Source organism: Amycolatopsis sp. NPDC059021 (genome assembly GCF_042739895.1).
Taxonomy (GTDB): Bacteria; Actinomycetota; Actinomycetes; order Mycobacteriales; family Pseudonocardiaceae; genus Amycolatopsis.
This window is the reverse complement of the sequence record NZ_JBHYIQ010000056.1, coordinates 46,271-65,617: the sequence shown is the minus strand read 5'-3', so window position 1 is coordinate 65,617 and position 19,347 is coordinate 46,271. Positions and strand designations below refer to the sequence as shown.

At 68.5% G+C, this 19,347-nt stretch carries 15 protein-coding genes and 1 riboswitch; of the genes, 9 read left to right on the top strand and 6 right to left on the bottom strand.

The window, feature by feature from the left end:
• Positions 1-530: 530 nt before the first annotated feature.
• From ACFWX1_RS29080 to ACFWX1_RS29060, 5 genes are all read right to left on the bottom strand, one after another.
• Complete coding sequence (locus ACFWX1_RS29080; protein WP_378392627.1) at positions 531-1,877, bottom strand: dipeptidase; 1,347 nt, start codon at positions 1,875-1,877, stop codon at positions 531-533.
• 3 nt (positions 1,878-1,880) lie between these two features.
• On the bottom strand, positions 1,881-2,312 hold the full coding sequence (locus ACFWX1_RS29075; RefSeq protein WP_378392625.1) for a hypothetical protein: 432 nt from the start codon (positions 2,310-2,312) through the stop codon (positions 1,881-1,883).
• A complete protein-coding gene (locus tag ACFWX1_RS29070; RefSeq protein WP_378392623.1) occupies positions 2,309-3,766 on the bottom strand; it encodes an APC family permease in 1,458 nt (485 codons plus the stop codon). Before ACFWX1_RS29070 ends, ACFWX1_RS29075 begins: the two co-directional genes overlap by 4 nt.
• 163 nt (positions 3,767-3,929) lie before the next feature.
• Complete coding sequence (locus tag ACFWX1_RS29065) at positions 3,930-5,066, bottom strand: M24 family metallopeptidase (RefSeq protein WP_378392621.1); 1,137 nt, start codon at positions 5,064-5,066, stop codon at positions 3,930-3,932.
• Between the two features lie 139 nt (positions 5,067-5,205).
• Complete coding sequence (locus tag ACFWX1_RS29060; protein WP_378392619.1) at positions 5,206-6,132, bottom strand: NADP-dependent oxidoreductase; 927 nt, start codon at positions 6,130-6,132, stop codon at positions 5,206-5,208.
• A 189-nt stretch (positions 6,133-6,321) separates the two neighbouring features.
• Between ACFWX1_RS29060 and ACFWX1_RS29055 the strand changes: the two genes are divergently transcribed.
• From ACFWX1_RS29055 to ACFWX1_RS29020, 8 genes are all read left to right on the top strand, one after another.
• On the top strand, positions 6,322-7,098 hold the full coding sequence (locus ACFWX1_RS29055) for an AraC family transcriptional regulator (protein WP_378392617.1): 777 nt from the start codon (positions 6,322-6,324) through the stop codon (positions 7,096-7,098).
• Positions 7,099-7,176: 78 nt separating this feature from the next.
• Positions 7,177-8,772: an AMP-binding protein gene (locus ACFWX1_RS29050; protein ID WP_378392615.1), complete on the top strand. Its 1,596-nt coding sequence runs from the start codon at positions 7,177-7,179 to the stop codon at positions 8,770-8,772.
• A 45-nt stretch (positions 8,773-8,817) separates the two neighbouring features.
• On the top strand, positions 8,818-9,702 hold the full coding sequence (locus ACFWX1_RS29045) for an amidohydrolase family protein (RefSeq protein ID WP_378392613.1): 885 nt from the start codon (positions 8,818-8,820) through the stop codon (positions 9,700-9,702).
• Positions 9,702-10,505, top strand: coding sequence for an SDR family oxidoreductase (locus ACFWX1_RS29040; RefSeq protein ID WP_378392612.1), 804 nt, complete (start codon positions 9,702-9,704; stop codon positions 10,503-10,505). The genes ACFWX1_RS29045 and ACFWX1_RS29040 overlap by 1 nt, the downstream gene beginning before the upstream one ends.
• Positions 10,506-10,633: 128 nt before the next feature.
• Positions 10,634-10,819: riboswitch (cobalamin riboswitch) on the top strand.
• A 446-nt stretch (positions 10,820-11,265) separates the two neighbouring features.
• Positions 11,266-11,820 (top strand): hypothetical protein, encoded by a 555-nt coding sequence (locus ACFWX1_RS29035; protein ID WP_378392610.1) that lies wholly within the window; start codon positions 11,266-11,268, stop codon positions 11,818-11,820.
• The gene (locus tag ACFWX1_RS29030) at positions 11,820-13,283 is read left to right on the top strand and encodes a prenyltransferase/squalene oxidase repeat-containing protein (protein ID WP_378392608.1); all 1,464 of its coding nucleotides are present in this window, start codon (positions 11,820-11,822) and stop codon (positions 13,281-13,283) included. Before ACFWX1_RS29035 ends, ACFWX1_RS29030 begins: the two co-directional genes overlap by 1 nt.
• A complete protein-coding gene (locus tag ACFWX1_RS29025; RefSeq protein ID WP_378392607.1) occupies positions 13,283-14,131 on the top strand; it encodes an ABC transporter substrate-binding protein in 849 nt (282 codons plus the stop codon). The genes ACFWX1_RS29030 and ACFWX1_RS29025 overlap by 1 nt, the downstream gene beginning before the upstream one ends.
• Positions 14,132-14,754: 623 nt before the next feature.
• Positions 14,755-16,914, top strand: a complete 2,160-nt coding sequence (locus tag ACFWX1_RS29020; RefSeq protein WP_378392606.1) for a putative bifunctional diguanylate cyclase/phosphodiesterase — start codon at positions 14,755-14,757, stop codon at positions 16,912-16,914.
• A gap of 100 nt (positions 16,915-17,014) precedes the next feature.
• Here ACFWX1_RS29020 and ACFWX1_RS29015 read toward each other — a convergent pair whose 3' ends face one another.
• On the bottom strand, positions 17,015-17,827 hold the full coding sequence (locus ACFWX1_RS29015) for an SAM-dependent methyltransferase (protein ID WP_378392629.1): 813 nt from the start codon (positions 17,825-17,827) through the stop codon (positions 17,015-17,017).
• 160 nt (positions 17,828-17,987) lie between these two features.
• On the opposite strand from ACFWX1_RS29015, the gene ACFWX1_RS29010 reads away from it, so the two are divergent.
• The gene (locus ACFWX1_RS29010; RefSeq protein WP_378392604.1) at positions 17,988-19,313 is read left to right on the top strand and encodes a cytochrome P450; all 1,326 of its coding nucleotides are present in this window, start codon (positions 17,988-17,990) and stop codon (positions 19,311-19,313) included.
• Positions 19,314-19,347: the final 34 nt, after the last annotated feature.

Genomic DNA, 19,347 nt, shown 5'->3' with positions numbered 1-19,347 from the left:
ATTTCGGTGTTCAGTCCGCTGCCGAGCACGTTCTGCGTGCTGAATCCGATCGCCAGACCGGCGGTGACCATCACGATGGGAGCGCTGATCCGCCATTTCGCCAGCCGTGCCGCGGTCAGCGCCCACAGCAGTACGACCGCCGTCGCGGTGAGCAAACTCTGCTTCATCGCGTCCTCGTTTCACATCCCCGTGCCGGCGCTCCGGATCCGCCGCCAGGAGAGTAACCGGTCGACGTTCGCACAGCGCGGCGGAAACAGCGTGGTCGTCCCGGAGACGCCGGATCCGGCGACGGTTCTCGCCGATTACTCACCCGATCGAGTGGATCATCCTCGTCGGCGAAGTCGCCATGGTGGTGGTCGACCGCCTCGACCGCCCGCACCCATCGACCCGGGCGCGTACGGACAGGCGCAACTCCAAGCGAGTCCACAAGGGACTCGAAGGCAGCGAACCGGGTGAAATCGTCCAGTGTGGACTGATCATCGATCGGTGTCCGGCGGCGCGAGAGCGTTTGTGGCCGTGCGGCGGCTCGGTCAGTGGCCGGTGGTCGCGTAGTGGCGCAGGAACAGGGATTCGGCGAGCGCGACCGTGGCGAGTTCGCAGGGGTCGACGCTTTCGTTGGGCGCGTGGATGGCGGCGTGGGGGTCTTCGACGCCGATCAGGAGTATCTCCGCGCCGGGGTGGGTTTCCGCGAGGACGGTGCAGAGCGGAATCGAGCCTCCTTGCCCGAGCGTGGTCATGGGTCTGCCGTAGGCCTGACGCATCGCGGTGGCAAGGGCTTGGTAACCGGGGCCGTCGGTGACGGTGTGGAACGGAGCGCTGGTCGCCTGGGTGCGGACGCTGATCCGGGCGTGCCACGGCGCGGCGGCGTGGAGGTGCCGGATGAGTGCGGTCCGGGCTTCGCGGGGATCGGTTCCGGGTGGAATACGGAGATTGAGCCGTGCGCCGGCTTCCGGGGTGATCGCGGCCGCCGATCCCCGTGCCGGCGGGCAGTCGATGCCGAGGATGGTGACGGCCGGCCTGGCCCACAGCATGTCGGCGACGGTGCCCTCGCCCAGCAGTGCGACGCCGTCGAGCACGCCGGCGTCGCTGCGGAAGCGCTCCGGTGGGTATGGCTCCCCTGTCCATCGCCGGGTGTTGTCCAGTCCGTGCACGGTGGTGTTGCCCCGGCTGTCGCGCAGTGACGCCAGGATCGACACGAGCGCCGCGAGTGCGTCGGGGGCCGCGCCGCCGTACATGCCGGAATGCACCGGTGCGGCAAGGGTTTCCACGGTGACGGTGAGGTCGATCATGCCCCGCAGGCTCACCGTGGCGGCGGGCAGGCCGACGGCGGCGTTGCCGGTGTCGCAGATCAGCATCGCGTCGGCGCGCACCAGGTCGGCGTTTCCGGGCACGAAGTCCTCGAGGCCGCCGGTGCCTTGTTCCTCGGATCCTTCGACGACGAGCCTGAGGTTCACCGGGATGTCGTCGCCGAGCGCGCGCAGAGCGGTGAGGTGCATGAGGATGTTGCCCTTGCAGTCCGCGGCGCCGCGGCCGTACCAGCGCCCGCCCAGCTCGGTGAGCCGGAACGGCGGTGTGCGCCACGCGGCCTCGTCCAGCGGGGGTTGCACGTCGTAGTGGGCATACAGCAGAACCATGGGAGCGCCGGGGTCCGCGCAGCCGCGCGCACCGATCACGGCCTGGCTCCCGTCGGACGTGTCCACCAGGCGCGAGTCGACGAAACCGAGTTCGGCGAACTTGTCCCGGACCCACAGGGCGGCGCGATGACATTCCTCCGGCGGAAACCGGCTCGAACCGGCCACGGAGCGGAAGGCGACGAGCTCGGCCAGTTCCGTGCGTGCGCGCGGCATCAGCTCGGCGATACGGGCTCGCAGATCCATGGCTCACCCGCCCGCCGTCTCGGCGGTCCGCAGCCGGGAGACCGACTGCTCGAAACCGCGCAGCTTGTCCGGGCAGTAGGTCGTGATCACGAGTGTCTCGCCGACGACGAGCCTGCGGTCGGCGATCACCGGTCTCGTGCCGGGACCGCCGGCGCCGTTGGCCAGCTGAGTCGCGGACGCGGCCCGGAGCAGGGCGTCGTCCGGGTTCGCGCAGACCGCGCCGCCGTCGTCACCGAGCACGCGCACGACCTGTTCGCGAGCAGGGGGCCGCGTGCCCGCGATGGTGAGTGCCGCGATGAGCTGGTCGGCCTTGGCGTGCGTCCGCGGCAGTGGCTGCCCGGTGCGGCCGATGAGCAGCCCCAGGCCCATCAGGATGAGCAGCACGGCGGCGAAGATGCCGTACAGGACGAAGCGTTCCCGGGTCGAGGTCGTCATGGCGTGGTCTCCTCTCGGTGCGGCTGTTTCCAGGACGGTTTCCGGCATTGGTAGAACAGGTAGGGCACGAGCAGGCCGAGGCCGAACGCGCCGCCCACCACGATCACGACGTAGGTGCCCACACTCCCGGCGCCGAATTGCGACGGCGGGACGAAACCCACCAGCAGCGCGGCCAGCGACGCGGCGCAGCCGACACCGCAGAGCGCGGTGAGCATCGGCGCCCGATAGCCGCGGGGATGGTCGGGGGCGATGCGGCGGAGCCGGACCGCGGCGACGAACATCAGCAGGTACATGATCAGATAGACCTGCGTGGTGATCACCGAGAAGATCCAGTAGGCGCTGGAGACGTCGGGGACGAACGCGTAGAGCAGCGCGATGAGAGTGGTGACCGCCCCCTGTGCCACCAGGATGTTGCGCGGGACGCCGTGCTTGTTGAGCCGTTGCAGGAACGGCGGGAGGTAGCCCTCCTGCCGGGCGATGAGCAGCAGCCCCTTGGACGGTCCCGCCAGCCAGGTCAGCATGCCCCCGAGCGAGGCGGTCACGAGCAGGACCCCGATGACCGGCGTCAGCCACTGACCGCCGAACTGGGCGAACACCGAATCGAAGGCCTGCATGACCCCCGCGGTGAGGGAAAGCTGCTCGGCGGGCACGACCCAGCTGATCGCCAGCGCGGGCAGCACGAAGATCAGCAGTACCAGTCCCATGGCCAGGAACATCGCCCGCGGGAACTCCTTGGCGGGCGTGCGCAGCGACGACACGTGCACCGCGTTCATCTCCATGCCGGAGTAGGACAGGAAGTTGTTGACGATCAGCACCAGGCTGGCCAGACCCGCCCACGGGGGAAGCAGATCACCGGCGGTCATCGGCGCCGCGGGGGCATTGCCCTTGGCGAGGAAGACAATCCCGAGAACCACCAGCAGTGCCCCGGGAATCAGCGTCCCGGCGACCAGGCCTCCGCTGGCCAGACCGGCGACTCCCTTGGTGCCGCGCGAGGAGATCCAGACTCCGGCCCAATAGGCGACCATGATCACCGCGGCCGTCCACAGCCCGCTGCTCGCGAGCGCGGGGTCGAACACGTAGGCCAGCGTGCTGGCCACATAGCCGAGCAGGCTCGGGTAGTAGAAGATCGTCATCGCGAACTGGCACCACACCGCCAGAAACCCGGCCGGACGGGATATCCCTCGCGCCACCCAGTTGTAGACACCGCCCTCCCAGCCCGACGCCAGTTCCGCTGAAACCAGCGACGTCGGCAACAGGAACACCAGTGCCGGCAGCACATAGAGGAACACACACGCCAGGCCGTAGACCGCCATCGTCGGCGCGGGCCGCAGGCTCGCCACCGAACTCGTGGTCATCAACGCCAGCGCCGTCCACGAGATCCAGGTCGCCGCCGATGCCCGGGAGCGGCGACCGTCCACACCGGACCGATTCCGTGCCGCGTCCGCGGCACTCATGGCAACCATCCGGCCGGTATGCCGTTCCGGGATCTCACCGTCATCCGTCTCACCCTTCGCCGTCGACGTGCCCCTGCGGGGATCAACCTAGAAACCACCGCCGGTACGCCAAATCACCTGCACCGGGTGAAACCGGTCCTCGGCGTTCCGCTCGCCACGTTTCCTAGCGCACGACGAGCAGGCCACGATTCGTGGTGTTCAGCCGTTCACCCCCGTATTCGGTGACAGCGACGACGTCCTCGATCCGGACACCGAACCGGTCCGGCAGGCAAATCCCCAGTCCGATGCTCAAACACATTCCCGGCACCAGTGGCTGGCGTTCACCTCGCACGAGACAGGGCGGCTCATCGGCGGTCACGCCGATCCCGTGCCCGCTGCGGTGGCCCGCCCATTCCCCATAGCCGGCCTCGTCGACGACCGATCTGGCGACCCGGTCGAGTTCTTCACACGCGACTCCCGGCGCCACGGTCTCGAACGCCGCCTGCTGCGCCGCTCGCACGACGTCGTGGATCACCCGTGCCTCCGCCGACGACTCCCCCACGACCACCGTCCGCGTCGTGTGCGACCGGTAGCCGCACAGCACGCCGCCGAAGCGCAGTACCACGACATCGCCCGGCACGAATTCCCGCTCACCGGGCTCATGGCGTGGCCTCGCCCCGTTCGGCCCGGATGCCACCACCGCGACGTCGGCCCGCTCGTGCCCGAACTCGCGCAGCAGATCGGCGAGACCGGCGGCGACCTCCTTTTCCCGCCGGCCGGTGAATCGCACGCCGGTGATCTCCCGGTACGCCGCGTCCGCCGCCGCGCCCGCCATCCTCAGGCAATCCACCTCGTTGTCGTCCTTCACCGCACGCAGCAGGGGAAGAACTTCGCCCAACGCCCAGTACGTCGACCTCGCGACAGCAGCCTGCACACCGAGCAGGTGAGCCGACCACGTCGCATCGGAAATCCCGTAGCGGCCGCCCGCCGGCACGAGCTGACCGATCACCCGGTAGGCGTCCGTATCATCGGTCCACTGGACGATTCCATAACACGACGCTCCCGGAGCCATGGCGGCGCCGGCCTCCGCTCCCTCGGGAACCAGCAACGCCGGTCGTGTTCCCGGGCGCAGGATCAGCATCGTGCGCCGCCGGTCCGCCGGTATCGGCTGATAGCCGGTCAGCCACAGCAGGTCGGGGCCAGGGGCGACAAGCAATCCGTCCAGGCCCGCTTCCACGGCCTGGCCGACGACACGGGAGATTCTCGACAGATAGTCATGTTCGGTAAACGGCGGAGATCCACGGAGCACGAATTTCGTCATCGAATTCCTCCTTCTGGCAGAAGGCTATCGACGCGCCCCGCCGGGAAACCCACCCGGAAAGGGTGAGAAGAGTGTCCCCGCACTCCACAGTGGACAATCCCGGCTACCGCCGAAATCAGCGAAATCGTCCAACACCGGCTCAGACGGTGAGGACCACTTTGCCCTGGAGATGCCCGGCGTCGAGCAGCCGGTGCGCGTCGGCGATGCGCTCGAACGGGAACGTTTCCTGCACGTGGACCTGAAGCCTGCCCTGCTCGACGAGGTCGGCGAGACCTCGCAGGCCGACCGGATCGGGGTCGACGCCGATACCGCTGAAGCGCATCCCGGCCGCCTCGAACTTGGCGGCGAGCTCCGCGTCCTCGTCGGCGACCGCCGTCACCACGTGCCCGCCCGTGCGGAGCACGCCGAGTGAGCGCTCGACGGTGTCACCGCCGAGCGTGTCGAGCACGACGTCGATGTCGCGGACCGTTTCGGTGAAGTCGGCCGTCGTGTAGTCGATCACTTCGTCGGCGCCGAGTCCCTCGACGAACTTCCGTTTGCTCCCACTGGCAGTGGTGATCACGTGCGCGCCGAGTGCTTTCGCGATCTGGATCGCGACGTGGCCGACCCCGCCACCACCGCCGTGGACCAGGACGCGGTCGCCCTCGGTCACGCCACCGAGGTCGACGAGGCCCTGCCACGCCGTCAGCCCGACGATCGGCAGCGCCGACGCCTCGACGTGCGAGAGCGACGCCGGCTTGCGCACCAGGTGCAACGCCGGAGCAGCCACGACCTCGGCGTACGCGTTGGCCGCCCGGGGAAACAGCGGCATCCCGAACACTTCGTCGCCGGGCCGCAGCCGCCACGTCCGCGCTTCTTCGACCACGCCGCTGATGTCCCAGCCGAGGATGAACGGTGGCCGGCCGAGCAGCGGGAACTCGCCGGCGCGCAAGCGCGCCTCCAGCGGGTTCAGCCCGATCGCCTTGACCCGGACGAGAACCTCGGTCGGCAGGGGCCGGGGCTCGGGCGCGTCCACGATGGTGAGTACCTCGGGACCGCCGAGCTGCTGCTGGGTGATGACTCGCATGACTCTCCTTTTGGGTGTGAGAACGAGATGCCGGCTTCCGCGGCCGGGGATGGCGAGGGCGCGCTCACCCGCCACGAGATTCCTTCACTGCGGCATACCTCGACCATGGTCGCCGCAACGCGGGCGCGCCACCGGTTCCCCGCCGGAAAATTCCGATAACCCGCCAAACGCGGGCTAGGCTGGGTACCCATGAGCGAAGGTGCCGGCGAGCCGGTGTTCTGGACCGACGATGCGGCGGTCTGCAAGCCCCTGGCCCACGGCGAGGACGTCGCCGCGCACTTCCATGACTTCGGGCAGCTCAGGTACGCCGCCTCCGGAGCGCTGGTCACCGCCACCCGGGTGGGCACCTGGGTGGCGCCGGCGAGCCGCATCACCTGGGTGCCCCCTTTCCACGTGCACAGCAGCCGCTCGCACGGCGAGACCGACGTCCGGTTGCTCCGGGTTCCGGCGGAACTGGCCGAGCGACTGCCGGCCGAGCCCTCGGTGTTCGTGGCCAGCGCGCTGCTGCGCGAGGCCTACCTGGCGTTGCTCAGCGACCACGACCCGGCCGACAGCCCCCGCGCGAAGCTGCTGCTCGAAGTCGTCGTCTCGGAACTCGCCCGCGCCCGCCGGGAACCACTGCGTCTCCCGGAGCCGAGCGACACCCGCCTCAAGGCCGTCACCGATCTGCTGCACGCCGACCCGGCCAGCCCGTCGACCCTGGCGGAACTGGGGCACCGGACCGGCTCGAGCGAACGAACCCTCAGCCGTCTCTTCGGCAGCGAACTGTCGATGAGCTTTCACCAGTGGCGCACGCTGCTGCGCGTTCAGCGGGCACTGCTCGAACTCGGCGAAGGCGCCTCGGTCACCGACACGGCGATACGGCTGGGCTGGGCGAACCCGAGCAGCTTCATCGAAGCGTTCACCGAACTCGTCGGCCAGACACCCGGTCGCTACCGCTCCGCGGCGCGTGCGGCCCACGACTAGCGCCGGCGTGGCGGGTTATCCGTAATTGCTGGCGGAACATCGGTGGCACGTCCGCCGGGGAACACCGATCGTTGAGGCATGTCTCATCCGGTCAACGCACGGAGCGATTCCGTTTCGGCAGCTGCCGCAACGGCTTCCTCCGGGGTGACACTGGGCGACCTGATCGTCCAGGCCCTCACCCGGCACAGCTCGTCCGAGGCCTTCGTCGCCGGAAACCGGCGGCTGACCTACCTCCAGGTCCGAGATCTCGTCTCGCGGTACGTGACCGCGCTGGCCTGTCGAGGCGTAGGGCTCGGAGCGGGTGTCACGATGCTCAGCCCGAACATGCCCGAGTCCTGGATCGTCCAGGCCGCGACGTACCTCTTGGGCGCGCGCTTCACCGGCCTTCAGGCCCTAGCCTCGATCGAGGACCACATCGTCGTCTGCGAGGACGCGGAGGCCACGGTGCTGGTGGTGACCGCGCCCCTGGAGGAGCACGGGCGCCGGCTCCTCGCCGAGGCCGGTTCGCTGAGACACCTGATGGTGATCCCGGCCGCGGGCGGCCTGCCCGAGGGCGAGTCTCCCGCGGCCGGCCCCCTTGATCCTGGTCCGGCCACCGAGACGGACCTCGCGTGGCTGCAGTACACCGGGGGAACGACCGGCAGGCCCAAGGGCGTGATGCAGCCGCATCGGTCGATGGTGCAGATGGTCTACGCGCACATGGCCGATTTCGAACAACCGCACTCGCCGCGGTACCTGGCCTCGGCTCCGCTCACCCATGCCGCCGGGCTCGGGGTCATCCCGACGCTGCTTCGTGGCGGCACCGTCGTGATCGAGCAGGGTTTCGATCCCGGCCGGTTCCTCGACCTCATCGAGACGGAACGCGTCAACTGCGTCAGCGGCATTCCGACGATGATCTACACGCTGCTGGACCATGAGCGCCCGGAGACCAGAGACCTGTCCAGCCTCGAGGTGATCTGGTACGCCACCGGGCCGATGTCCCCGGTGCGCCTTGCCGAGGCCCGGGAACGCATCGGTCCGGTCTTTTCCCAGATATACGGGCAAACCGAGTCGACCGGCATCGGGACTGTCCTGCCCAAGGCCGCGCACGAGACCGCGAACCTGGAGCAGCTCGCCTCCTGTGGCCGTCCCGTGGCAGGCAACCGCGTCAGGCTGATCGACGAGGACGGTCATGACGTTCCCCTTGGCGAGGTGGGCGAGATCGCCATGCGCAACCGCGGAGTCATGCTCGGCTACCGGAACCTTCCCGAAGAGACCGAGGCAGCGCTCAAGGGCGGCTGGCTGCACACCGGGGACCTGGCCCGCCAGGACGACGAGGGCCTGCTGTACATCGTCGACCGCAAGAAGGACATGATCATCTCCGGCGGCTTCAACATCTACGCAAGCGAAGTCGAGGCCACTCTGGCCGGGCACCCTTCGGTCGGCTCGGCGGCGGTGATCGGCGTGCCCGACGACAGGTGGGGCGAGCTCGTCACCGCGTTCGTGGTCGCGCGCCCTGGGCAGGAGGTCGACATCCTCGCCCTCCAATCCTTCGTGAAGCAGGTCAAGGGCTCGATGTATTCGCCGAAAAAGGTCGTGGTCGTCGACTCGCTTCCCCAGACGACGGTCGGAAAAGTGGACAAGAAAGCGTTGCGCGCACCGTATTGGGGCGATTCGGCGCGCGAAGTCCACTGATCATCTCACATTTTTCCGGCAACTATTCACGAAAGGCATTCAGCGTTGAGCGCACTGCCACCCCGGCTGATCGACTTCCACTCCCATTGGGGCACCGAGCAGGGCTGGAAGGGAAGCCCGTACGAGACCGCCGAGGACCGAGAGGCCCTGCGGGGCTACTTCAAGTGGGGCATGAACTTCGTCAGCGACGAAGAACAGGCGGCACAGTTTCGCCAGGCCAACGCCAAGGTCATGCTCGACTTCGCCTTCACCTACAAAATGGACGCCGGTGCGCTACGAGACCAGCACGACTACGCGTTCGACTTCGCCCGCAAGCACCCCGACGTCGTGCTCGGCAACTGGATCGGCGTCGACCCGACGCAACCCGATCATGTCAAGGAACTCGAGCGCTGCCTGAGTGAAGGGCCCGGACTGACCGGGCTGACGGTTCATTCGTTCACGCCGGCAGGCACACCGGACCAGCCGGAGTGGGAGACCTGCCTGAACCTGTGCGCCGAGGCCGGCCGTCCGGTTCTGGTTCATGTGGGCATGTCGGCGACCGGCGCCGGAACCCGGGGAGGGATGGGCATCACGCTCGAGGGCTGTCACCCCCGGTATGTCGACCGCATCGCGGCGAGGTATCCCGGCCTGAACGTGATCGCGGCCCGGGTGGCGTGGCCATGGCAGTCGGAGATGATCGCCATCGCACTCCACAAAGCGAACGTCTGGATGGAGCTCCACGGCTGGTCTCCGCGCTATTTCCCCGACGAGCTCAAGCGCGAGATCGGGAAGCGGCTTCGCAAGCGAGTGTTCTTCGGCGCCGACTACCCGATGCTCAGCCACGAACGGCTGGTGGAGGAATGGCGTGAGCAAGGCTTCTCGCCGGACGTCCTCGACGACGTGTTCTCGGGCAACGCCGAATCATTTCTCACCTCGATGGGAGTCGAGTGATGGACCTGGGACTGACCGGGAAAGTAGCCATTGTGGGCGGTGGCAGCGATGGCCTGGGTTTCGCGATCGCCGATCGCCTCTTGCGCGAAGGCGCCTTCGTCACGATCTTCGCGCGTCGCGCGGAGAAGATCTCGGCCGCCGCGAAACACCTTGCCGGCAAATACGGCGAGGAGCGGGTCCTCGGGCTTGCCGCCGATTGCTCGGCCGAGGCCGACCTCGAACGGGTCACGGCCGCGACGCTCGCACGGTTCGGTGAGGCCGTCCACGTCCTGGTCACCAACGACGGTGGACCGCCGATCCGCCGGATCGCGGAACTCACCGACGACGTGTGGCTTCAAGCCTTCGAGCGCCACTTCTTCTACGTCGTCAGGTCCGTGCGAGCCACGCTGCCGCACATGACGGCCGAAGGGGGCAGCATCCTCAACGTCGTCTCGGGTGTCGTCGAGCGCCCGGCCGCCGGCATGGCAGCGCCCGTGGCGGTGTGGTCCGCGGTGATCGGTTACGCCAAGACCCTGGCCCTGGAGGTCGGGAAGCACGACATCACCGTCAACACCCTGTTGTCCGGCTACTTCGACACCCCGCTGCTGGGCAGAACCCTCGACAGGCAGCCGGAACTCTCCAGGGTCCGGCTGGGGAGCGGGTTGCCGATGGGACGCATCGGGGAGCCCCGCGAGTTCGGCGACGTGGTCGGCGCGCTCGTGTCACCGAATCTCAGGTTCGTCACCGGCGCGGTGATTCCGGTCGACGGCGGGGCCGGTGTCGGGATGGGCGCGAGCTTCGATTCGCCGCCCGCCGCGAAGTGACCACCGTGGCTGTGAAGGTGTCCAGTCAGCGTGTCGGGTCGCGATGTCGCAGGCAAGAACCTAGCCGGGCGGCGACGCCGCATCTCTGTCTCGTCGACGACAAATGCTCGCGCTGTCACCGGGTGCTGGCTTAAGATGCGAAGGCCGGTCCACGGGATCGGCCGCGACGGGAACCAGGAAGCCGGTGTGAGTCCGGCACGGTCCCGCCACTGTGACCGGGGAGCCGACCTCGCGCTGACCACGGCGAAAGCCGGAAGGTCGGGGAAGGCGCCGATCCGGGAGTCAGGAGACTGACCTGTCGCGGACACCATCTACGGGGCGCGGACCCCAGGAGGCGTTCATGCTGGGAGTGTCGGCGCGACCGAGGCTCGACGACCCGGAGCGGCACCGGTCCGCTCGGTCCTCTGCCTCTGGCGGCCATCGGGCTTCTCACCGAGCGTATCGGCGCGAACGATACGGCGGACCGTGTGCGCGGTCAGCAGATTCACGTTTGGCTGTGCGGCGCCTGTCATTTTCCTGTGCCCATTCCTGAGCCGCGGCATTCCGCAGCCATCAGGCTTTCGAGCGGTCCCGGCGTGCGCTACTATTTTTTTCAGGCGCCTGAGGCGCCAGGAATCTGGGGGCAGGGCACAAGGGAAGAACGGTTCGCGGCACACTGCCATGCACTGTTCTCGCGGCCCTGCCGGGTGTCGTCTTTGTCATCGTGACCCGCATCTTCCCCGCGCGTACCGCGCGGTTTGCAGCTTGGAGAGGACCAGTCGTGAAAGACAGACGCAGGTATCGGCGCGCGTTCGCGGTGTTGTTCGCCTTTTTCGCCGCGCTGGTGGGGACCGCTGTTCCGGCGGGTGCTTCGGCCGCCGTGTCCTGGACCGAGGGCCCGTGCGGTGGGACACCGGGGATCACCGTGGTCGCGGATCTGACGAAGTTCCCCGGTGGCAAGGTGATCCGCCGGTGCGACACGGGCAGCCCCGCCACCGCGTTCGCCGCGCTCGCCGACGTCGGGCTGTCTCCGGAGCACGGCACCGGACAGGGGCAGAACGGCCCGTACGACTACCTGTGCCGCATCGACGGGCATCCGACCGCGGCCGAGGACCCCTGCACCGGGTTCGTGCCGGACGGCGGATACTGGGCGTTCTGGGTCCCCGACACGGCGGGCGCGAACTGGACCTATGCCCTGGAGGGTGTCGACACCTACCATCCGGCGTCCGGTGCGGTGCTCGGATTCTCGTTCGGCGCGGGTACCGCTTCGGACCCGAACGCGATGAGCCTGACGCTCGCCCAGGCGAAGGATCCGAACGGGAACCCGCCGCGCTGATGTCCAGGAGCCGGGCCGGCGCGCTGTTCGGGTGCCTGCTGATCGCCGGTGTGCTCAGCGCACCGGCTGTGCCGTCGTCGGCCGCCACGGGTTCGCCCGCGGCGTCGGCGGCGGCCGGTTTCCTGGAACGGGAATTCGCCCGGCTCGGCCACAGCTATCCGGCACCGGGGTCAGGCGGTGCCGACGGTGGCCTGGTCGCCGACGCGCTGCTCGGCCTGCACGCGGCCGGGGAGACCGGCGGCGAGTTCGCCGCGGCTGCGGCCAAGCTGCGACAGTCGTTCTTCAACGGCGCGATCACCGTCTCCGGGATCGTCGCGAAGTATCTGATGGTCGCGACGCGGGCCGGAGTGGATCCGGCGTCGTGGGGCACTGACTCCCTGGGCAAGTCGATCGATCTGGTGCGGCGCCTGGAGTCCACTGTGGACGAAAACGGCCGGTACCGCGATCTCAATGCCGGTCCGTACGACCCACGGCGGGACAAGTCCAATGTCTTTTCCCAGTCGCTGGCGCTGATCGCGCTGCACGAGCGCGGCAGGACGGGCAAGGAGCGGAAGGCACTGGACTACCTGCTGCGGCAGCAATGCCCGGGTGGCGGCTTTCGCGCGGCTCCGGCCAGGGACGCCCCGGCTTCGGCCTGCACGACGGAGGAGACGCTGGTCAGTGTGGACTACACGGCGATGGCGGTGTGGGCGCTGGCGGAACTGAAGAGCGATCCGGCCGCGCTGGGCCGGGCGGTCGCCTGGTTGCGGTCGCGGCAGCAGCCCGATGGGAGTTTCGCGGACCTGGGCAGGTCCAACGCCAACAGCACCGGGCTGGCGGCCTTGGCGCTGACCAAGGCCGGCGACGTCGCCGACGCCGGCCGGGCCAACGGCTGGCTGGTCTCCCTCCAGCTACCGCCCGGCGGGCCGGTACCCGCGATGGCCGGGGCAGTGGCTTTGAGCGCCGACGCCTACCAGGCGATGCAGCGCGATCCCGCCGGATTCTGGGCCGGTCAACAGGATCAGCTGCGCCGGGGCACCGCGCAGGCGATCCTCGCGCTGTCGGCGGCTCCGGTGCGAGATCCGCAGCCGCCCCCGGTAGCTCCCCCGGATCCCGTGACTCCCCAGCCGAATCCCAGCGGAACTCAGCGGGTCACGCCTCCGACGACATCGGTGGCGAGGAGTGCTTCCGACAGCGATCCGGCGGCGGTCGGGTCCGCTGGGCCGAGGCACAGTACCTCGTCGGCGGAGAGCATCCCGGCAGCGCCGTCCGCGCCACCTGAGCTGCCGCAAGCGGTCCCCGCCCCGGAGCCGGCCGTGGCTGTGGGCGTAGCCGCCGCGTTGCCCCCGCGTGAGGCGGATTTCCTGGCCTTTCTGCGAGGCCCGTGGGGAATCGCGTCCTCGGTACTGCTCGGGTTCGCCCTCGCCGCCGCGGGTTACTGGCTTTTCGCGCGCAAGAACGGGACCGAGCGGGGGACGAAGTGATGGAGCGGCGGAGAACCCTCTTGCTGCCAGCGGTATTAGCCCTGCTCGCGGGTACCGCGGCTCCCGCGGCGGCGGTCGACCAGGGCCGGGGCAGCGCCGGTTACTGCCAGGACGCGAGCGGGGTCACCGTGGTCGTGGACTTTCAGCAGCTCGGTGGTGACGTACTGATCCGGTGTGCGCGGGGTGAGCAGGAGAGCGGGCTCGCGGCGTTGCGGAACGCCGGGATCGAGGTGACCGGGACCCAGCGCTGGGGGCCGGCGTTCGTCTGCCGTCTCGAAGGAAAGCCCGGCTCCGACAGCGAGGACTGCGTGGACACCCCGCCGGCGAGCGCGGCCTGGATGTACTGGACCGCGGCGAACGGGGGAACCTGGGCGAGCAGCCAGTACGGTGCGATGAACCGCAAACCCCCGCTGGGGAGTTTCGAGGGCTGGTCGTTCTCGAAGGACCGGACGGCCGGGAGCAATCCGCCGCCGAGGATCGGGCCGGTGCGGCCCGGCCAGCGGGCCGAGGCCCCGCCGCCGGCCGATGTCCAGCACGGTGCGATCCCCGGCAGGGAGGGCGCGCCGCGGTCCGCCGCGCCGCCGTCGGCTCCGCCGTCCCCGGCCACCCCCGCTGCCTCGTCCGCCACCCCTGGCACGGTTTCTCCCTCAGCTTCCGGCCCGCCGCCGTCCTCGGTTGGCGGGGTCGCGCCCGGTGGTGTCACCTGGACCGGCGGGCAGGGCGTGTCCAGTCCCACCGCGGACGAGAGCGGCTTCCCTTGGGGCGCCTTGATCGGTGGCGCCGGCGCGCTACTGCTCGGCAGCGCTGCTGCTTACGTCGCGCGGAAACGCGCACGCGCCTCCGGATAGCCTTTCGAGCCCGGCCGACGTTCCTGCGCGACGGTATTGCAAAGGGGATTTGACCGATTCACCCGCAACCCCGTTCGCTTTCATCGTTGCCTAGAATCGAAAATGTCGGCGGGCAGCTGAGAAACCGGCTTGCCGCGGCGACGAGGCGGTGATTCACCAACCCGCGACTTGCCGGGAAATACGTTTCCTGTGGCCGGAACGTCCATTCCTGTTCCTTGGCCGCGGAAAAGATCAGCGCTACTTCAAGTGCCGACCGGCGCCTCGCGACGTCACCCCATCGACTGATCTGCCGTCACACCGATGGACCAGACACCACCACGGCGGAAGTGAGTAAGCTGTCCGTCCCAAGCTGAGTGAGGTGTGCGGTGACGACGCCACGTCAGGAACAAGGCCGCGTTCCACCCGGAATCGGGCCGGCCCGCGAATGATGACCATGGCGCGCCGGAGCGCGGCGGAGCCCGCCGGTTGCGCATTGTGGCGACCGAGCAGACCGGGTGACATTTCGGAGGCACCCTCGGGAGATCACCCCATGGTGGACCTGCCCTACCCTGAACGGCCTCGGACGGAAACGGAATCGGCATGAGTGGCCGGTCGGCGACACGGAATTCAGGGGGCCACGCGTCATGACCAGGCCATTACCTTCCGGCGGGCAGGAGCGGCCCGCCGGAACGCGGCCTCTTCCCTCGCAGCGGGAACGCGTCAAGGTCGCGCGGAAATGGGCCTATCTCGTCAGTCTCACCACTTACATCCCCCTGTCGCACGACGAGATCGAACGAGAGCTGCTCGGCCTGCTCGACCGGCTGCTCGACGCGGTGAGCGGAGACCAGCCCGCCATCGAGAGCGCGGCGGAGGTCGGCGCCGAACTCGTCCGGCTGCACTGTGTCGGCAAGACGAGCCTGCAATGCACGGTGGACGTGCTCGCCTCCGCGATGCTGACACCGGCGGATTCCTCGTCCGCCGGCCGGTTGCCGGAGCGCGTCGCCCGATTGCTCGGTGCCCTGGCATCCGGTTACGTGGAGGCGATCCGTTCGACGACCGTCGAGCAGCAGGACGCCAGTAACGAGGCGTTGTTCAACGCGGTCCGGAAGTCGCAGCGTGAACTACAGGCCAGCGAAGCCCAGCTGGACGAGATCTTCGTCAGTTCGCCGAGCGGCATCGCGGTCACCGGGCCCGACGGGCAGTTCATCCGCACGAATCCCGCTCTGCACCGGATCCTGGACCGGACGGCGGGTGAGGTCGCGAGCGGCAACCTGTTCGAGTTCGCCCACGAAACGGATCGACGGATCCTGCGGGACGGATACCGCGATCTCCGGGAAGGCAGGTTCGACCGGCTGCGATCGCGCCCGCACTTCGTCACCAAGGACGGTGACCTGTCCCAGGTCACGCTCACCGCTTCGCTGCTGCGCGGTGCGCACGGCCGTACCGGGCACTACGTCACGATCGTGGCCGACGACGCGGAACTGGCGCTCCTGCAGAACCAGCTGCGCCACCAGCTGTTGCACGACATGCTCACCGGGCTGCCGAACCGGCAGTTCTTCAGCACGCACCTCGAGCATGTGCTGCACCTGCCGAATCCGGCGACGCTCTACCACCTGCAGCTCGACGGACTGTCGCTGGTCACCGACGGTCTCGGCAGGAAGGCCGGGGACACCCTGCTGCGGACCGTCGCGGACCGGCTCAGCTCCGCGGTAGCGGGTGAGAACGCGATGGTCGCGCGGTTCGAGAGCGACAAGTTCGGAATTCTGATCGAAAACACGGCGACCACCCCGGACGCGGCCACGACGATCGAGCGGATCAACGAAACGCTGGCCGAGCCGGTCTACGTCGGCGGCAAGGGCCTGGCGGCGATGGCGACCTTCGGCGTGGCCGAAAGCCTTTCCCGTGACGTCGAACCGGCCGAGTTGCTGCGTTCGGCGGACCTGGCGATGCGGCGGGCCAGGAGCAAGGGCCCCGGCCGGTGGGAGCGGTACGACCCGGTGTGGGACGCCCACGCCGGGGAGGCCATCGGCCTGGTGGCCGCCATGCCCGGCGCGTGGGAGAACGGCGAACTGGGCATCGGTTACGAGCCGCTGGTACGCCTTGCCGACGGCACGATCATCGGGGCCGAGGCGCGGCTGCGGTGGGAACACCCGGAACTCGGGGTGGTACCGAGGGAACGGTACCTCGAACTCGCCGAGCGCACCGCGTTGATCGGCCCGCTCGGCGCGTGGCTGATCGAGCGCGCCTGGACGGAGAAAGCCGCGGGCGGTGGCGTGGATCTGTCGCTGCTGGTTCCGCTCACGCCGAATCAGCTGGCCGATCCCGGGTTGCCCGGGAAGATCCAGGGAATCCTGGACAGCGCCGGGCAGGCCGCCGGACGGATGTGGCTCGGCCTGCCTGCCGGGGCGTTGCTCGGGTCAAGGCACGAGATCGCCGACAACGCGCGCGTGCTCGCGGACCTGGGAATCGGAATCGTGCTGGACGACTTCGGCGCGACGCCGGGTGAGCTGGTGCTGCTCGAGGATCTTCCGGTACATGCCGTACGCCTCGACTCCCGCCTCGTGTGGCGTGCCGCCGAGGACTCGATCGTCATCGCCGCGACGAGGAACATGATCGCGCTGGTTCGCCAGGCCGGGCTCACCGTGCTCGCCGGTGATCTCGAAACGGGCGCACAGGCGCGGTGGTGGCAGCGAGCGGGAGTCGATCTGGGAATGGGCCCGCTGTTCACCGGCGACGCCGGGTCGGCGACCGACCTCGAATCCCTCATCCGCGGCGAACGGGCCGGACCGTTTCGAGGACGATGAGCCTCAGTGTCCTGAGTGGACTATCGTGCGGCGGAAACGTTCGTGCGGGCCAAAATCGCCGACGACCAGGACCACGGTGGGCAAGCCGCGGATCGTGGTTTCAGGATTTGTGCGCGACTCCGGCGTAGAGGATCTGGTTCAGTACCGGGTCCTCGGCGATGTCGCCCGGCCCGGCAGGACGCCAGGTGCCGCACCCGACCAAGCCGGGTTCGAGCAGTTCGAGGTCGCCGAACAGGGTGCGCACCTCGTCGTAGGGACGGGCGGTGACCTGGTCGCCCCCTCGGGTGGCGACCTTGAGCGCTTCCCGGACCTGGGAGGGCTGGTAGTCCTCGGTGATGTGGGTGATCGCCAGGTAGCTCCCGGCGGATATCGCGTCGACGTAGCGGTCTACCAGGCCGCGGGGGCCGGACTCGTCCGGGATCCAGTGCAGCAGGCACAGGAACAGCATCCCGACCGGCTCGTCGAGATCCAGCAATCGACGCAGCCGAGGATCGCTGAGGATGACGCTGGGTTCGCGGGCGTCCGCGTGGAGCACGGTGGCGCGCTTGTTGCCTTTCAGGATCAGTTCGCTGTGTGCGACCGCGATGGGGTCGTGGTCCACATACACCACCCGGCATTCCGGGTCGGCGTCCTGCGCGATCTCGTGCACGTTGCCGACGGTCGGCACGCCCGAACCGATGTCGAGGAACTGGCGGATGCCCTGATCGACCATGAACCTGACGGCCCGCCGGAGAAACGCGCGGTTGAGCCTCGCGACACCACGCGCGTGCGGCACGAACCGCTCGGCCTTGGCGGCGGCCTCGCGATCCACCGCGAAATTGTGCCCACCGCCCAACATGTAGTCGTAGATTCTGGCGGCACTCGGCACCGCGAGGCTGATACCCGGTGGGACCCAGTCCGGCGTTTGTGTCAGCGTGGACACCCCAATCGTTCCTCGGGCCGTGAGCATACCGAGCTCGGCACGGTGATCGGTATCAGGTCACGACTTCGCGCTCACCCGAACGAGCGCTGTCGGCTGCCGCCGAACGGCGCTAGCGTGATCTGTCCCTTGCTGCGTCGGCGATGGAGTGCGAATGCCCGTACCGGTTGCGCCCGGTCGATGGCCGGTGCTCGGACACACTCCTGCCATGCTGCGGCGTCGCTTCCGATTCACCTCGTCCTTGCACACGCACGGGGATGTGGTGCGGATTTATCTCGGTCCGATGGAGACATATTTCCTGACCAGTCCGGAATTGACACACCAGGTCCTGGTCACCGACGGAGGCAGTTTCCGCAAGGGTGCGATGTTCGAGAAATTCCGGCCGTTGATCGGCAACGGACTCGCCTTCGCCGACGGCGCTTTCCATCTGCGGCAGCGCCGGCTGATGCAACCCGCTTTCCATCGCGACACCATCGCGCGGCACACGGAGATCATGGCGCGGGCCGCCGCCGGGCTGATCAGGACATGGCGGCCGGGCGAGGTGCGCGAAGCAGACCACGACATGCAGGCACTCGCGGTCGGCATCGTCGGCGAGGCACTGTTCTCCACCGAACTCGGCAAAGCCGCGATCGAGGAGGCCCGCCGTTCGATCCCGGTCATCGTCAAATACGGCATGATCCGCGTCCTGGCGCCCACGTTCGTGGAGAAGCTCCCCATTCCGGCCAACCGGCGGTTCGACGACGCCATCGACCGCATGCGCGCGATCGTGCTGGAGCTCATCGAGGACTGGCGTGCCGAACAGGCCGACCACGGCGACCTGCTGTCCATGCTGCTACTGGCCAGGGACGCCGAAACCGGCGAGGGGATGACGGATCAGCAGGTGCACGACGAGGTCATCACCCTGCTCACCGCGGGAATCGAGACCAGCGCGCTGGCATTGTCCTGGCTGTTCCACGAAATCGCCCAGAACCCGGAAGTCGAACAAAAGCTGCATGACGAGGTCGACGAGGTCCTCGGCGGCAGGCAGGTCACCGCCGGCGACGTACCGCAGCTGGTCTACACGCGGCAGATCATCAACGAGGTGCTGCGTGTATATCCGATCTGGATTCTCATGCGGCGGGTCATCAAGGAGGTCGAGCTCGGTGACGTGCGTTTGCCGCCGGGCAGCGAGGTGATCGTCAGCCCGCACGCCATGCATTTCGACCCCAGGTTCCACGACCACCCCGAACGTTTCGACCCGGGCCGGTGGACGGGCGAACGAGCCAAGAACCTTCCCCGCGGGGCCTATGTTCCGTTCGGCGCCGGTACCCACCAATGTATCGGGAATTCCTTCGCCATCACCGAGATCACGATCGTCGTGGCCACGATCGCCGCGAAGTGGCGCCTGGTTCCCGTCCCGGGAAAACCGGTTCGGGTGAGGTACACGACCACCGCCTATCCGAGCCGTCTGCCGATGACGGTCGTCCCCCGCGACCGATAATTCTCGATCACGGTATTTCAGTGGAGGTTTGTTT

What these genes read in the sequence shown, in the direction of transcription:
- ACFWX1_RS29065 (WP_378392621.1), bottom strand. Translation starts at nt 5,066, where the DNA reads ATGACGAAATTCGTGCTCCGTGGATCTCCGCCGTTTACCGAACATGAC.
- ACFWX1_RS29030 (WP_378392608.1), top strand. Translation starts at nt 11,820, where the DNA reads ATGTCCAGGAGCCGGGCCGGCGCGCTGTTCGGGTGCCTGCTGATCGCC.
- ACFWX1_RS29040 (WP_378392612.1), top strand. Translation starts at nt 9,702, where the DNA reads ATGGACCTGGGACTGACCGGGAAAGTAGCCATTGTGGGCGGTGGCAGC.
- ACFWX1_RS29010 (WP_378392604.1), top strand. Translation starts at nt 17,988, where the DNA reads ATGCCCGTACCGGTTGCGCCCGGTCGATGGCCGGTGCTCGGACACACT.
- ACFWX1_RS29050 (WP_378392615.1), top strand. Translation starts at nt 7,177, where the DNA reads ATGTCTCATCCGGTCAACGCACGGAGCGATTCCGTTTCGGCAGCTGCC.
- ACFWX1_RS29055 (WP_378392617.1), top strand. Translation starts at nt 6,322, where the DNA reads ATGAGCGAAGGTGCCGGCGAGCCGGTGTTCTGGACCGACGATGCGGCG.
- ACFWX1_RS29025 (WP_378392607.1), top strand. Translation starts at nt 13,283, where the DNA reads ATGGAGCGGCGGAGAACCCTCTTGCTGCCAGCGGTATTAGCCCTGCTC.
- ACFWX1_RS29070 (WP_378392623.1), bottom strand. Translation starts at nt 3,766, where the DNA reads ATGAGTGCCGCGGACGCGGCACGGAATCGGTCCGGTGTGGACGGTCGC.
- ACFWX1_RS29080 (WP_378392627.1), bottom strand. Translation starts at nt 1,877, where the DNA reads ATGGATCTGCGAGCCCGTATCGCCGAGCTGATGCCGCGCGCACGCACG.
- ACFWX1_RS29075 (WP_378392625.1), bottom strand. Translation starts at nt 2,312, where the DNA reads ATGACGACCTCGACCCGGGAACGCTTCGTCCTGTACGGCATCTTCGCC.
- ACFWX1_RS29060 (WP_378392619.1), bottom strand. Translation starts at nt 6,132, where the DNA reads ATGCGAGTCATCACCCAGCAGCAGCTCGGCGGTCCCGAGGTACTCACC.
- ACFWX1_RS29020 (WP_378392606.1), top strand. Translation starts at nt 14,755, where the DNA reads ATGACCAGGCCATTACCTTCCGGCGGGCAGGAGCGGCCCGCCGGAACG.